Genomic DNA, 14,407 nt, shown 5'->3' with positions numbered 1-14,407 from the left:
TTCCTCCTCAATGATTGTTTTTGTCATTATGATGTGGTCACGACATTTTCAAATAATTCTTTCGAGGTTTGTTTATCCTCTAAAAAGTCTTTCCACGGATCCTTGTGGACAGAGAGTGTTTCATTCATTCGGTCGTTCAGCTCCTGCCGCTTTTCCGGATCGTTTAACACGGATTGGACATGGGATAAACCGACGCGCTCAAGCCATGCGGACGTACGCTCCAGATAGTTTGCGGTTTCCCTGTAATATTGCAGGTAAGCGCCTGCGTATTCTAAGACTTCTTCATTTGTTTTCACCTTCATCAGCAAATCGCCGGCACGCAAGTGGGTTCCGCCGTTTCCGCCGACATAAAGCTCCCAGCCTCCGTCGATGCCGACAACGCCAAGGTCCTTAATGCCGGATTCCGCACAGTTTCGCGGGCATGCAGACACGGCCATTTTGACTTTGTGCGGCGTGTTTAGCCCTTCGAATTTTTTCTCAAGCGCAATGCCCAGTGCCATGGAGTCTTGTGTGCCGAAGCGGCAGAATTGCTCGCCTACACATGTTTTCACTGTGCGGAGCGTTTTTCCGTATGCGTAGCCCGACGGCATATCAAGATCTTCCCATACCTTCGGAAGGTCTTCTTTTTTCACGCCGATAAGATCAATTCGCTGGCCGCCTGTCATTTTCACGAGCGGGATCTCATATTTGTCAACGACATCGGCGATCTTGCGCAAATCTGTGGAGTTGGTCACGCCGCCGTACATCCGAGGAACGACTGAGTATGTTCCGTCTTTTTGAATATTGGCGTGCATTCGTTCATTAACAAAGCGGGATGTCCGGTCATCCTCGTATTTGGTTGGATTGATCATGCCTAAGTAGTAGTTCAGAGCCGGCCGGCATTTGGAACAGCCTTCTGGCGTTTTCCAGCCGAGCACATTCATGACTTCTCTTGTATGTGACAGCCCTTTGGCTTTGATTTCTTCTACGACTTCATCTCTTGACAATGTGGTGCAGCCGCAAATGGCTTCTTTTTGCGCTGACGCATCAAAGTCTGATCCGAGCGTATGCTGGAGGATTTCTTCTACGAGTGGCTTACAGCCTCCGCATGAGCGGGATGCGCCAGTGCATGCTTTGATCTCGTCCGTTGACGAGCAGCCCTTTTCCTGTATGGCTTGAATAATCGCACCTTTTGACACGCCGTTACAGCCGCAGATGATTTCATCGTCGCTCATCGCTGCGGTGATGCTTGTGCCTGCTTCTTGGTTGAGAGGCTGTAAGATTGATATTTTAGAGGTTTCAGAGATATCGGCTTCTTTTTGAATCATAGAAAACAGGCGATTGCCTTCGCTGCTGTCACCGAATAAAACAGCACCGACAATTTTGTTGTCTCTCAGGACAATTTTTTTATAGATGCCGTCCTGCTCATCGAAGACTTTAATCGCTTTTTTGTCCTCTGATTCATCAAAGTCCCCGGCAGAGAAAACCTCGACGCCCGATACCTTTAACTGTGTGGAGAGAACGGAGCCCTCATACGGGTTTGTTTCGATGCCGCAAATATGCTTCGCCAGCACTTTTGCCTGTTCATAGAGCGGCGCCACAAGCCCGTAGGCGATTCCTCGGTGCTCGGCACATTCGCCGACCGCGTAAATGTGCGGGATTTCAGTCTGCATATAATCATTGACGATGATGCCGCGGTTAACCGGAATGCCGCTCTCGGCCCCGAGCGTTGTATTTGGGCGGATGCCGACAGCCATGACCACTAAATCAGCTTCAATGCTTGTGCCATCCTTGAAACGGAGGCCTTCGACACGATCGTCACCAACAATTTCTTCGGTTTGCTTTTCAAGTAAAAAGGTCATACCTTGTTTTTCTAACTCGTTTTGCAGCAGGCGTCCTGCCGTTGCATCAAGCTGGCGCTCCATCAGGAATGGGGCGAGGTGGATGACGGACACGTCCATGCCAAGATTCAGCAGTCCGCGAGCGGCTTCCAAACCAAGAAGTCCTCCGCCGATGACGGCTGCTTTTTTATATTGTTTTGACGCGGTGAGCATTGTGTCTGTATCTTTTATGTCCCGGAAAGCTGTGACGCCTTTTTTGTCTGCGCCCGGAATCGGAAGGATAAAAGGGAGCGAGCCTGTCGCCAGGATCAATTCGTCGTAAGGCTGGATTCTGTCTGCATCTGTGATGACTGTTTTGTTTTCCGTGTCCACTTTGATGACTGTTTCATTTGTATACAATTGAATGTTGTTTTCTTCGTACCAGTCCCAATCGTTTAACGTAATATCTTTAATATCTGTATCGCCTTGAAGCACTTTTGACAAAAGGATTCGGTTGTAATTGGGATGCGGTTCGGCTCCGAAAATTGTGATCTGAAACTCGTCTTTAGCAACACTCAGTATCTCTTCAATGGCCCTTACCCCGGCCATTCCATTACCAACAAGAACTAGCTGTTTTTTTCCCATCAGATGATCCGCTCCTTATCAATGTTTTTTCCAGCGTAGCACAGCAAAAAGGAATATTTAAGATACATGTTATAAAATGTAACAAAATATACGAAAAGTTCTAAAAATTTTATGAAAAATTTAAATAGGTCTGATTCGGACGGCGCATACCTTAAAACCGGGCATTTTACAGGCTGGATCTAAGGCTTCCCCGATTAAATCATTCACATTTTGAGCGTCTGCCCAATGGATGGGAACAAAAACAGTATCTTTTCTGATTTGTTCTGATAATTTGCTGCGGACGGTGATGCTTCCCCGCGGCGATTCTATTTTTACCAGCACACGGTCCTCGATATTGTAGGTTGCTGCTGTTTGCGGATGGATTTCGATAAACGATTCAAAATGTCTCGCGGTAAGGGCGGCGCTTTTTCTTGTTTGGACGCCTGTTAAGTAGTGAGACATGACTCTGCCTGTTGTTAAATAAAGCGGATAATCGGCTGTCGGCTTCTCTTTTGGAACAGGTGGCTCGTTTGGAATCACACTTAATGCCGCTTTTTGATCCGGATGAGCAAATGATTCTGTAAACAAGCGTCCAATTCCGGGATGATCAGGTTCCGGACACGGCCAATGAATGCCGCCTTCACGTCTGAGCCTGCCGTATGAGATGCCTGAATAATCGGCAATCCCGCCTCGGCTCGCTTCTCTCAATTCATCAAAAATATCCTCCGCTGACGTATAAGAAAAGTAGCGGCCCTTGCCGAGAGCGGATGCGAGATCACAAATGATCTGCCAATCATGCTTTGCTTCGCCGGGACATGGCCGGCTTGTTTCTCTTAATGTCACGCGTCCTTCTACATTTGTCATGGTGCCTTCATCTTCTAAGTAAGAGGAGGCGGGTAAAATCACATCTGCGTATTTCGCAGTCTCAGAAATAAACAAATCGATTGCAACAAAGAATGTCAGTTTACGTAAAGCCTTTTTCACAAGATTCGCATTTGGGCTGGAGACAGCGGGATTGGAGCACATGAGGAACAATCCTTTGATGTCGCCGTCATTGATTTTTTCCATCATTTCATAGGCTGAGACACCTTTTCGCGGCAGATCATCCTGATGGATTCCCCACACTTTCGCAACATGTGCCCGGTGTTGTTCGTTTTCAATAGATCGATAGCCCGGAAGCTGATCGGCTTTTTGGCCATGCTCTCTTGCACCTTGCCCGTTGCCTTGTCCGGTGATCGCCCCGTAACCTGAGTAAGGTGTACCGATTTTTCCTGTGATCAGCACCATGTTTAAGAAGCCTTTCACAGCCGCTGTTCCATCGGTTTGCTGTTCAATCCCGCGGGCTGTAAACAGCATGCCGGACGTTTCCTTGGCAAACTTTACAGCCGCTTTTCTTATATCCGCCAGGGGGACACTCGTCTGTTCGGCGATGTCATTCAGGTCCAACGAGTCAGTATGCTGCTTCAGCTCTTCGAATCCATTTGTTCGTGATTGAATGAAATCCTCGTTTATAAGCTGTTCGTCAATGATGATTTTGACGAGACCGTTGGCAAGGGCGGCGTCTGTGCCGGGTTTGATTTTCAAATGAAGATCGGCGATTTTTGTTGTCGCTGTTTCACGCGGATCAATGGCAATGATGTAAGCTCCGTTTTCTTTCGCTTTTTCAAAATATGGCATAATCGTAGGCTGGCACTCCGCGATATTGGTGCCGGCCAGAATGATCACACGGGTGTGGGGAATGTCTGATAAGGGATTCGTTAAGCCTCTGTCCGCGCCGAATGTTTGGTTGGCTGCGGTTGCTGCGGCGGACATACAAAGCCTCCCGTTGTAGTCGATGTATTTTGTCTGTAAGCCCACCCGTGCGAATTTCCCTAACAAATACGCCTCTTCATTTGTAATCGAGGCGCTTCCGTATACCGCCATAGCGTCATGGCCGTGTTCTACTTGTATCATTGTCACTTGGTCTTTAATGTAATTCAGTGCTTCTTCCCAGGAAACAGGCATAAACTCGCCGTTTTTCTTCAGCAGCGGCCGGGTGATGCGGGAGGAGTTCAGGGCATGCTGGTGGGCGTTCATGCCCTTCATGCATAGCCGACCCTGTGTTGTAGGATTATCAATCCCAATCGCAGTGTACTTTTTGCGCGTGACGATGGTTTGTTCCACGAGCTGCATTTTGCACTGCATGCTGCAAAACGGGCATTGAGTGTCATATGTTTTTTCTGATTGGACGTCTTGCTGTTTATCACGGAAATATCTAAGCAGTCGTTCAGTCAAAATGCCTCATCCTTTCTTATATGCACCCGTCTCTACAGTCGGGTTTTGAATCAGTGACAGATCTGTTTGGAGGCTTTCCAGCAGCTGTGCCCTTAGGTCTTCTTCGAATAGCACTTCTCTGATATGAACGATCCCGAGACGGTCTATCCACTGATGAACACCTTCTAAGTAATGAGCCGTTTCCCGATAATACTGGATCAGTCCTTTGATCATGCCGGCAGTGCTGTCTTCGTTCTCAGTCACGCAAAACAAAGCTCCTGAACGGGCATGAGTTCCCCGGACGCCGCCGATGTGAATGTCCCAGCCAGCTTGTCTCCGAATTGCGCCGACATCTTGCAGGGCGGCATCGGTGCAGTCTGTTTCACATGATAAGCTGATAGAAATGGGAGCGGGTAAGGGAAGCATCTCAAGTTGTCTTTCGATTTGGGCTGCCAGCTGCTGAATTGATCGATTTTGCCCGCATGTACATGCTTTGATGCTTTGCAGCGCGTGTCGGTGTTCATTAGTGTAAACGGGCATCTTCAGGTCTTTTTTTATGTTCGGGAGATCCGCAGGCTTGATCCCGGAAAGCTTCAGCCTTTGGCCGTGAGTGATGGATACGTCGGGAATGCTGTATGCCTCAATGATGTTGGCGATGGTTCTTAGCTGCTCCGCGTTTGTCCGCCCGCCGTACATTTGCGGGATCAGGATGCATGTCTCTTCAGTGGCTGGCTCAGGCTGGACAAACCCAGGGTACAGCATTTCCAGATAGTATTGAATCGCAGGAACACAAGTACTGCATCCGTTTTTTGTTTTCCAGTCAAGCTGGTTCATCACTTCTGCCGGATTAGTGAATGGCCTGCGCTGAAGCTCAGCGATGATGTCGTCTTCTGTAAAATCAGTACAGCTGCAAAACGAAGGTGTGCCGGCGGGCTTCGTATATTCGCTGTTGGTCATGTGCCTCAAAAGGTCTTCAACGAGCGGTTTGCATCCTCCGCAGGACCCAGTGGCTTTGGTGCAGTGCTTGACTTCCTCAACAGTTGTTAAGCTATTCGTGTGCACCGCTTCTTCAATCGCGCCTTTCGTCACTGTGTTGCATTGGCAAATCGTTTCACTGGAAGGCATGGATTCAAATAAAGGGCCGCTTGTCTCCGGTTCGATGATCTGCTTTTTGACAATGGAGATGTCTCGTTGTTTAAGGAGGCTGTCGAGAAGCCGCTGCTTGTCACGGGTGTCTCCGAATAAAATAACGCCGGCCAGTTTTTCATCTACAAAAAGCGCTTTTTTATAAACGCCTGCTTGTTCGTCGTAGATTTTGATGCTCGTCGTGCGTTCATCCTCTTGGATCTTTCCTGCTGACCACACATCGATTCCAGCTATTTTTAACGCCGCTGATGGTGCTGAGCCTTGATATTCCTCACATGGAACGCCGCAAATATGACTGGCGAGCGCTTTTCCCTGCTCATAAAGCGGAGCCACCAATCCGTACACCGTTCCGTTATGCTCAGCGCATTCACCAACGGCGTAGATATTCGGTTCGCTTGTCTGCATGAAGTCATTCACGATGATCCCGCGGTTCACTTTGATTCCAGCGGATACAGCCAATTCAATATTCGGTTTGACGCCGGCCGCCATCACAATCAAGTCTGCTTTTAATGAAGAGCCATCTTTAAAATGGATTCGGTCTGCCTTCGTGGCGCCGGAAATGGAGACGGTGTCTTTCTCCAAAAGAAAGGTTAGGCCTTTTTGTTCCAGCTCTGTTTGCAGCAGCCGCGCCGCTGTTTGATCGAGCTGTTTTTGCATAATGCCGGCGGAGTGGTGAATGACGCTGACATCCATACCGAGATGCTGTAAACCTACTGCAGCTTCCAGTCCTAATAAGCCGGCTCCGATTACCGCAGCCTTTTGAAAGTGCTGGGCCATGTTCATCAGCGCTTGGCAGTCTTCTATTGTCCGAAATCCATAGACACCTTTTTTGTCTGCCCCGGGGATAGGGAGAATATGAGGGGAGGAGCCTGTTGCCACTATTAATTTGTCATACGACAGAGTGCGTTTCCGATCTGTGATGACCTGCTGCTGATCTGTATCAATCTGAATAACCGTTTCGCCTGTGTAAAGCGTGATCCCGTGCTTGTCGTACCAATCCTTGCTGTTCAGTGTAATATCATCGAGTGACGCTTCACCCTGCAATACAGAGGATAAGAGAATGCGATTGTAATTGGGATGCGGCTCGCTTCCGAAAATGACAATCTCAAACATGTGGCGATTCAGCTTTAATACTTCTTCAATACAGCGGATTCCGGCCATGCCGTTTCCCGCTAACACTAATCTTTGTTTCTTCATGTATCAGACCTCCTTTGGCGAAGCTCGTAAGTTTTCTCCTATTAAAAATTATGTCACAATGCATTGTTAACGCATTAAACGTGTCACAAAAACTTACACATGTCTTTTCCAGAAAATAATGGTCCTATATCCTTGATTCAGAAAATGTAAAATAATGAGGGTCTAGAAAGGGGAATCTTATGAAGCTGTCGGAACTGAAAACTAGCGGTCATCCACTCACGTTGCTCTGTTCCTTTTTATACTTTGATGTCAGTTTTATGATATGGGTTATGCTTGGGGCGCTGGGTGTTTATATTTCTCAGGATTTTGGCCTGTCTCCTTTTGAGAAAGGGCTTGTCGTAGCTGTGCCGATTTTATCTGGATCTGTGTTTCGTATCATTCTTGGTATTTTAACGGACAGAATCGGACCGAAAAAAACGGCAGTGATCGGGATGCTGGTGACGATGATTCCGCTGCTTTGGGGGACATTCGGCGGCCGTTCCCTGACTGAGCTGTATGCCATCGGGATTCTGCTTGGCGTGGCGGGAGCAAGCTTTGCTGTAGCGCTGCCTATGGCCAGCCGATGGTATCCGCCTCATTTGCAGGGGCTTGCGATGGGGATTGCCGGAGCGGGGAACAGCGGCACGTTGTTTGCAACCCTGTTTGGCCCTCGTCTGGCGGAGCAGTTCGGCTGGCACATTGTCATGGGAATTGCGCTAATTCCATTATTGATCGTCTTTATTCTTTTTGTATCCATGGCAAAGGATTCCCCTGCACAGCCGTCTCCCCAGCCGCTCAAAAGCTATCTGCATGTGTTCGGGCAAAAGGAAACATGGTTTTTCTGCCTGCTGTACAGCGTCACATTTGGCGGATTTGTCGGGCTCTCAAGCTTTTTATCTATTTTCTTTGTTGATCAATACCAGCTGTCAAAAATTCACGCAGGGGACTTCGTTACATTATGTGTGGCGGCGGGGAGCTTTTTCCGGCCTGTCGGGGGCTTGATTTCGGATCGTGTCGGCGGCACGAAAGTTCTTTCTGTACTGTTTGTCATCGTGGCACTGTGTATGGCCGGAGTCAGCAGCCTGCCATCTCTTTCAATGGTTATTGTTCTATTGTTTGTCGGAATGATGGGGCTCGGAATGGGAAACGGCGCAGTATTCCAGCTCGTGCCGCAGCGTTTTCGCAAAGAAATTGGCATGGTGACGGGAATCGTCGGTGCGGCCGGAGGAATCGGAGGGTTTTTCCTGCCGAACATCTTAGGATCTCTCAAACAGATGACAGGCACATATGCTATCGGTTTTATCACGTTTTCCTGTATCGCGCTGCTGGCGTTTGCACTTGTGCTTGCCGCAGGCTATTACTGGCGGAAAAGCTGGAGCGCGGAAAGCAGCCCGGCGGATGTTTAGGGTTTTGACGGACACGTTTGTGCGTGTCTTTTTTATTTTCTCTTGATTTTCAACAGTGAACCGATCAAAATAAATAGTAATTATTACGATTTGTTAGTGAGAGGAGTTTTCTGAATGAATCAACATACGCTGCTTCCGAAAAAAACGGAGCGTCTTCAATACTTTGGATCGGTCAGTCCGATCAAAGGCGAGAAACCAGTGGAAAAAGAGAAAATGAAGGACCTGCAAAATATCAGGAAGGATTATTTTTTTGACATTCAGCATGTAGGTGTCGCTAATGTGTCCCATCCAGTCACAATCACTTCTGCCATGATGCCTGCCGAGCAAACAACGGCTGCGAACTTTACAATGACTTGTAATTTGCCGAGAAATCAGAAGGGGATTAACATGAGCCGGTTAACAGAGCTGCTGCAAGTCTATCATCAAAATGGCTGGATTCTCTCATTTTCCTCTCTTCAGCAATTCACGAAAGAGCTTGCAGAAAACATGGACACATCACCTGCCTCAGTTGAAGTGAGGTTTCCGTGGTTTTTCGAACGGAAAAGTCCGAAGCTTGAGAAAGCGGGTTTGATGCATGCTGATATATTCATGTCTGTCACCTATCGCAAAGATCAGCCGTTTAAACAGCGTGCCGGCATCTCAGCAAAAGTAACGACTCTGTGCCCTTGCTCCAAGGAAATCAGCGAATACAGTGCCCATAATCAGAGGGGAACGGTCAGCATTTGGGCGGATATTCACCCGGCTGCATCGCTGCTGATTTGTTTGAGCTTGAATGGGTGTCGGCCTTTGAGATTGAATGCCGCAATGAAGAATCGATCCATCTCCACGATGCCTATGCGAAGCTGTGTTTTTCGAAGGAAGTGGATAAAATATGAAACTCTCATTATTCATTATTGCAGTTCTTATGCCAGCCTGCCTGCTGTCAACCTGCTCCGAACATGCAGAAGAACACGCAAGTATCAATACAAAGAAAACGGTCGAAAACATAACGGACGTTCGAAAAACAGCAAAAATAAGCATTGATTGGACGAAGCCTTCGGGCGGAGAATACCCGGATATTAAACAGAAGCATGTCTGGATTGATGTGAATGTGAAGGAGCAGAAGGCTTACATCAAGGAAGGAAGCAACACCATCTATACAATGATGATCTCTTCTGGTCTTGATCAAACAAAAGATGATGCTACGCCAAAGGGCACCTTTTATGTAGAGCCTGAACGGGGAGAATGGTTTTTCTCCGAAGGATACCAGGAAGGCGCAGAATACTGGGTATCATGGAAAAACCACGGCGAATTTCTATTTCATAGTGTGCCAATGACAAAGGATCAAAAAGTCATCAAAACGGAAGCAGAAAAACTAGGAACGAAAGCATCTCACGGTTGTATCAGGCTGACCATTCCAGATGCAAAATGGATATATGAAAATATCCCTGAACATACAAAAGTGGTGATCAGCTGAATTGAAAACCGTTGACAAAAAGGAAAAAAGACCATACAATTTAAATCGTAATAATTACGTTTTGTGGTAAATGGCTTATCATTGGCTGTATCTGTGAAAAGCGGAAAGGCTAAGGATCTTGCTGTCATTGATCCCCATGAAGCGTCTTGTTGAAAACTTGAAACGAAACCCAAGCTACTTTCTGATGAGATGTTTGCGCTTTCCATCGGTTCAGCAACGCAAGTGGAGCAATTGCTTTATGCAAGCTGCGGTTTTCCGAATGTCGGCAAGGGCAGGGATTTGCGATGGGGAAAAGGATTAAACGCGGTTGGAGCCTTTACTGATTTAGAAATCGGGCAGCAGCGAGAAATGAGCGCGAAAAGCTGCTCTACACCATTGTACATATGGCGAAGTATACAATTTAAATCGTAATCATTCTATTTTAATGGAGGCACTATTATGAAAAAGATTCCGGTTACCGTACTGAGCGGATATCTAGGTGCGGGAAAAACAACATTGCTGAACAGCATTCTGCAAAATCGCGAAGGCTTGAAAATAGCGGTTATCGTAAACGATATGAGCGAGGTGAACATTGACGCGGGCTTGGTTAAGCAGGAAGGGGGCCTTTCCAGAACAGATGAAAAGCTTGTGGAAATGTCAAACGGCTGCATTTGCTGCACGCTTCGCGAAGACTTATTAATTGAAGTTGAGAAGCTGGCAAAAGACGGACGGTTTGATTATATCGTCATCGAATCGACAGGAATCAGCGAACCGATCCCGGTGGCCCAGACTTTCTCTTATATCGATGAAGAGATGGGAATCGATCTTACAAAATTCTGTCAGCTGGATACGATGGTGACAGTGGTTGATGCCAACCGTTTTTGGCATGATTATCAGTCAGGCGAAAGCCTTCTGGACCGCAAAGAAGCATTGGGGGAAGAGGATGAAAGAGAAATCGCCGACCTCTTGATCGATCAAATTGAGTTTTGCGATGTACTGATCTTAAATAAATGTGATTTGGTCAGCGAGCAAGAGCTCGAACAGCTTGAAAACGTTCTTCGTAAACTGCAGCCAAGAGCCAAGTTCATTCGCTGTCAAAGGAAATGTAAAACCGCAGGAGATTTTGCATACAGGGTTATTTAACTTCGAGGAAGCGAGCGGATCGGCCGGCTGGATTCAAGAGCTGACGGCAGGCCATGCGGAACACACCCCGGAAACAGAAGAATACGGTATCTCTTCATTTGTATATAAGAGACGTTTGCCGTTTCATTCTACACGGTTTTATCAATGGATAGATCAAATGCCAAAGAACGTGGTTCGTGCCAAAGGAATCGTCTGGTGCGCATCTCATAACAACCTCGCTTTGCTGATGTCGCAAGCAGGTCCGTCGGTTACGATTGAGCCTGTATCTTATTGGGTGGCGGCGCTGCCGAAGCTTGAGCAGGAGCAAGTCAAACAGCAGGAGCCGGAAATCCTGGAGGAGTGGGACCCGGAGTTCGGCGACCGCCTAACGCAGCTAGTTTTTATCGGAACTGACCTGGATGAAGAAACGATCACGAAAGAGCTTGATCAATGCCTGTTGACTGAGTATGAATTTGATTCCGACTGGTCGCTGTTTGAGGACCCGTTTAAATGGAAGCTGAATCAATAGAAAAAAAGCCGTCCCCTGGAGAACGGCTTTTTTTAATGAAACGTTTGTTTAAACATAATGAGCGTATTTTTTCTCAAGGATATTCTGAAAGACCGCGGCAATGGAGCAGATGGCCCAATAAATGAGAGCGGTCAGAATATACATGGTCATATAATCAAACTCTCTGCCCCCGATGATTTTCGCATGCTGGAGCAATTCCGGCACTGTAATCATCGCAGCGAGAGAGGACGCCTTGATTAAGTCGAGCAATACATTGGCAAGCGGAGGCAGCGCAATATGTATCGATTGCGGCAAAATGATGCCCCTCATCGTCTGCCAATAGGAAAGACCCAGCGAGGATGCGGCTTCCCACTGTCCTTTTTCGACGGATGAAATGGCTGAACGGTTAATTTCCGCAATGTAGGCGGCGCTGTTAAGGCTAAAACCGATTAAAGCAGCCGTGACAGCGGAAAATTGAATGCTGATATAAGGAAACCCGAAATAAAGGATAAACAAAATCACTAAAATCGGAACGCCCCGCATAAATGAGATATAGAGCTTCGCCGGCCATCTTAACAAAGCAAGCTTAGACATTCTAGCGAGTGATATGAACAGGCCGATCACAGTTCCTGCAAACATGCTTACAAAAGAGATGAGCAGTGTATACCCAATGCCTTTTATGACATAAGGGAACGATTCAATGACCAGCTTCGTGTTGAAAATATATTCCCATTGAATGCTATTGATCATGGCGTCCGATTACAAATCAACGTCCTGAACGTCGGCATCAATTTTTTTTGATACATCTGCTTTATTGAAGAATTGTTTCGACAGTTTAGTCAAAGAGCCATCCTTGCTCATCTCTTTCAATGCTTCGTTCATCTTTTTCTGAAGTGCCTCATTGCTTTTTTTCATGACAAGGGCCTGTTTGTTCGGCATGTACTTGATGTCAGGATGAATTGTAATGTTGAGATCCGGGAATGCCGCGAGCGCAAGTGTCTGCAGGTAATAGTCGTTTAAAATGACGTCAGTGCGTCCGTTGGCAACATCTTTTAAATATTGCTCATTCGTCGCATTATCATAAATCACTTCTTTGGCGCCGTATTTTCTCGCGACCTCCATGTAGACGGTTGTAGCCGCGCCAGCCGCTTTCTTCCCTTTTAAATCCTTAAGCGTTTTAATCCCTGATAAATCGTCTTTTCGGACAATTGCCGTACCGTATGAATATTTATATGGAGTAGAAAATGCGAACTTCTTCTCGCGGTCCTTCGTCACATCGATGTCATTCGCGGCTGCGTCAACCTGTCCGCTGTTCACCGCTGTCAGCATCCCGTCAATGCCCATCTCCTTGAACTCAACCTTCAGTCCCAGGCGTTTTGCCGCTTCACGAACAACTTCAACCTCGTAGCCCGTCAGCTTATCGGAGCCTGAGTCAGTATCGTGATAAGAAGTGGGGTAGAGCGTACCTGATGTAGCGACTACGATTTTCCCTTTGTCCTTGATTTGCTCCCAGCCTGTATCCTTGGAATCGGCTTCATTTTTGCCGGAACAGGCTGCCAATATAAGAAAGAAAGCCATTGTGAAACTGAATATAACGGCTTTGGATTGCTTGAATGATTTCACCTATATTTCCCCCAATCTGTTAATCAACTAAAAAGATAGCATTGAACATAAGGGGTTGCAATATGTTGATCGCGTTTTCAAAAAGTTCGAATTGTGTATACAAAAGGCATAGTAGGTGTTTAATAGCGGCTATGAAGGGAATTGGTGATGAACAAAGGAGTTGTCCAAGGATGAATGCCCGACGTACCAAGGAAACACATGTGGACGTGAAGGATGCAGCAGATCCGTTATTCCTCTATGCCAATACCGTAAGAAATGGTCAAGAAGCATGAAACCGATCTTCAGAATAAATTTAAGTCTTGCTGATGCCCCTAAGGCATATGATATATTCGATGAGAAAGAAAACGGAAACATTTAAACCATAATGGGGGAGTCAAATGAATATTTACAAACCAGCCGGATTTTGGATCAGACTTGGAGCTGCATTGTTAGACTACATTATAGTCTCCGTGCCGCTTTTGCTGATCTATTGGCTGATTACAGGAAAAGACCCAAACGACAGCATGTTCATCAGTTTGGTTGTTCTGCTGTATTCTATTTTGCTGCCGGTGTTTTGGCACGGTTATCTTATCGGAAAAAGGATCTGCGGAATCAGAATCGTAAAAAAAGAAGGATCACAAGTCAGCCTGTTAACAATGTTTTTACGGGTTATTGTAGCCGGCCTGGTTTACTTTATAACCTTCGGACTCGGCTTGATCGCCAGCCTGATTCTGATTGCCGTACGAGAAGACAAACGGACCCTGCATGATTTAATCGCGGGAACATATGTCACTTATGCGACACCAGGTGAAGAAGAACTTAATACTGACGAAGAGATTAGAAAGAGCGAATAATGGTTCGCTCTTTTTATTTTTATGCATAAAAAATACAAGGCAGCAAACCATATGAAAAATAGGATTGGAGGAATAAACTGGATGAAACGAATAACCATTAACATCATAACAATGTTCATTGCAACGACTGTCATTTCTCTGACCGGTACAGCTGAGGCCGCTGAAAAACAGCAGCAGCCTCCCGCAAATGTTACACTGACAGATCAGCAAAAGAAAGAGGTTGAACAACTGGAAGCAGAGATTCTTAAAAAGCGCAAAGACGTAATCTCAAAGTATGTACAATACGGTGTCCTGCCTAAAGAAAGAGGAGAACACATTAAAAATCACTTGGACAAACACTTTGAAATGATGAAACAAAACGGCTTTGTTCCAAAGCACCATCCTCATCCGCATAAATTTGAAAAAAGACATTAAGATGGAAAGCATCCAATGGGAATTGGGTGCTTTTTTATTGTTAAAAGTTACTGAATGAATTTTCCGAA

Annotated in this window: 11 protein-coding genes and 2 pseudogenes; 8 read left to right on the top strand and 5 right to left on the bottom strand. The window is 46.5% G+C overall.

All coding sequences use genetic code 11. From position 1 onward, the window contains the following. Window positions 1–26 precede the first annotated feature (26 nt). The 3 genes from nasD to nasB form a co-directional block, all read right to left on the bottom strand. Window positions 27–2,444 carry an NADPH-nitrite reductase gene (gene nasD / locus PUN35_RS13000; protein ID WP_014478783.1) on the bottom strand — a complete coding sequence of 806 codons (2,418 nt, stop codon included), beginning with the start codon at window positions 2,442–2,444 and terminating at the stop codon, window positions 27–29. A 120-nt stretch (window positions 2,445–2,564) separates the two neighbouring features. Further along, entirely contained in the window at window positions 2,565–4,697 is a 2,133-nt protein-coding gene (gene nasC, locus PUN35_RS12995) for an assimilatory nitrate reductase catalytic subunit NasC (protein ID WP_014478784.1), read from the bottom strand. 6 nt (window positions 4,698–4,703) lie between these two features. Then, a complete protein-coding gene (gene nasB, locus PUN35_RS12990; RefSeq protein ID WP_014478785.1) occupies window positions 4,704–7,019 on the bottom strand; it encodes an assimilatory nitrate reductase electron transfer subunit NasB in 2,316 nt (771 codons plus the stop codon). A gap of 179 nt (window positions 7,020–7,198) precedes the next feature. On the opposite strand from nasB, the gene PUN35_RS12985 reads away from it, so the two are divergent. The 5 genes and pseudogenes from PUN35_RS12985 (at window position 7,199) to zinU (ending at window position 11,490) form a co-directional block, all read left to right on the top strand. Beyond that, the gene (locus tag PUN35_RS12985) at window positions 7,199–8,404 is read left to right on the top strand and encodes an MFS transporter (protein ID WP_003246358.1); all 1,206 of its coding nucleotides are present in this window, start codon (window positions 7,199–7,201) and stop codon (window positions 8,402–8,404) included. 114 nt (window positions 8,405–8,518) lie between these two features. Further along, window positions 8,519–9,279 (top strand): annotated as a pseudogene (locus PUN35_RS12980) (GTP cyclohydrolase, FolE2/MptA family). Then, window positions 9,276–9,860 (top strand): L,D-transpeptidase, encoded by a 585-nt coding sequence (locus PUN35_RS12975; protein ID WP_033882258.1) that lies wholly within the window; start codon window positions 9,276–9,278, stop codon window positions 9,858–9,860. Before PUN35_RS12980 ends, PUN35_RS12975 begins: the two are co-directional and overlap by 4 nt. A gap of 189 nt (window positions 9,861–10,049) precedes the next feature. Next, the gene (locus tag PUN35_RS12970; RefSeq protein WP_014478788.1) at window positions 10,050–10,271 is read left to right on the top strand and encodes a hypothetical protein; all 222 of its coding nucleotides are present in this window, start codon (window positions 10,050–10,052) and stop codon (window positions 10,269–10,271) included. Between the two features lie 27 nt (window positions 10,272–10,298). Then, window positions 10,299–11,490 (top strand): annotated as a pseudogene (gene zinU / locus PUN35_RS12965) (zinc metallochaperone ZinU). Between the two features lie 48 nt (window positions 11,491–11,538). Here zinU and PUN35_RS12960 read toward each other — a convergent pair. Beyond that, window positions 11,539–12,219: an amino acid ABC transporter permease gene (locus PUN35_RS12960; protein ID WP_014478791.1), complete on the bottom strand. Its 681-nt coding sequence runs from the start codon at window positions 12,217–12,219 to the stop codon at window positions 11,539–11,541. 9 nt (window positions 12,220–12,228) lie between these two features. Continuing rightward, the gene (locus tag PUN35_RS12955) at window positions 12,229–13,092 is read right to left on the bottom strand and encodes a transporter substrate-binding domain-containing protein (RefSeq protein ID WP_014478792.1); all 864 of its coding nucleotides are present in this window, start codon (window positions 13,090–13,092) and stop codon (window positions 12,229–12,231) included. Window positions 13,093–13,252: 160 nt separating this feature from the next. Here PUN35_RS12955 and PUN35_RS12950 point away from each other — a divergent pair, with 160 nt between their 5' ends. From PUN35_RS12950 to PUN35_RS12940, 3 genes are all read left to right on the top strand, one after another. After that, window positions 13,253–13,450 (top strand): hypothetical protein, encoded by a 198-nt coding sequence (locus PUN35_RS12950; RefSeq protein WP_121509395.1) that lies wholly within the window; start codon window positions 13,253–13,255, stop codon window positions 13,448–13,450. Between the two features lie 19 nt (window positions 13,451–13,469). Beyond that, entirely contained in the window at window positions 13,470–13,925 is a 456-nt protein-coding gene (locus tag PUN35_RS12945; protein WP_014478793.1) for an RDD family protein, read from the top strand. A gap of 81 nt (window positions 13,926–14,006) precedes the next feature. Further along, a complete protein-coding gene (locus PUN35_RS12940; RefSeq protein WP_014478794.1) occupies window positions 14,007–14,339 on the top strand; it encodes a YckD family protein in 333 nt (110 codons plus the stop codon). Window positions 14,340–14,407: the final 68 nt, after the last annotated feature.

It is taken from the genome of Bacillus sp. N3378-2at (assembly GCF_033412715.1).
Classification (GTDB): Bacteria; Bacillota; Bacilli; order Bacillales; family Bacillaceae; genus Bacillus; species Bacillus subtilis.
The sequence above is the reverse complement of the archived record's forward strand: the minus strand, read 5'-3'. Positions and strand labels throughout refer to the sequence as shown.

What these genes read in the sequence shown, in the direction of transcription:
- nasD (WP_014478783.1), bottom strand. Translation starts at nt 2,444, where the DNA reads ATGGGAAAAAAACAGCTAGTTCTTGTTGGTAATGGAATGGCCGGGGTA.
- nasB (WP_014478785.1), bottom strand. Translation starts at nt 7,019, where the DNA reads ATGAAGAAACAAAGATTAGTGTTAGCGGGAAACGGCATGGCCGGAATC.
- PUN35_RS12985 (WP_003246358.1), top strand. Translation starts at nt 7,199, where the DNA reads ATGAAGCTGTCGGAACTGAAAACTAGCGGTCATCCACTCACGTTGCTC.
- PUN35_RS12975 (WP_033882258.1), top strand. Translation starts at nt 9,276, where the DNA reads ATGAAACTCTCATTATTCATTATTGCAGTTCTTATGCCAGCCTGCCTG.
- PUN35_RS12970 (WP_014478788.1), top strand. Translation starts at nt 10,050, where the DNA reads ATGTTTGCGCTTTCCATCGGTTCAGCAACGCAAGTGGAGCAATTGCTT.
- PUN35_RS12960 (WP_014478791.1), bottom strand. Translation starts at nt 12,219, where the DNA reads ATGATCAATAGCATTCAATGGGAATATATTTTCAACACGAAGCTGGTC.
- PUN35_RS12945 (WP_014478793.1), top strand. Translation starts at nt 13,470, where the DNA reads ATGAATATTTACAAACCAGCCGGATTTTGGATCAGACTTGGAGCTGCA.
- PUN35_RS12940 (WP_014478794.1), top strand. Translation starts at nt 14,007, where the DNA reads ATGAAACGAATAACCATTAACATCATAACAATGTTCATTGCAACGACT.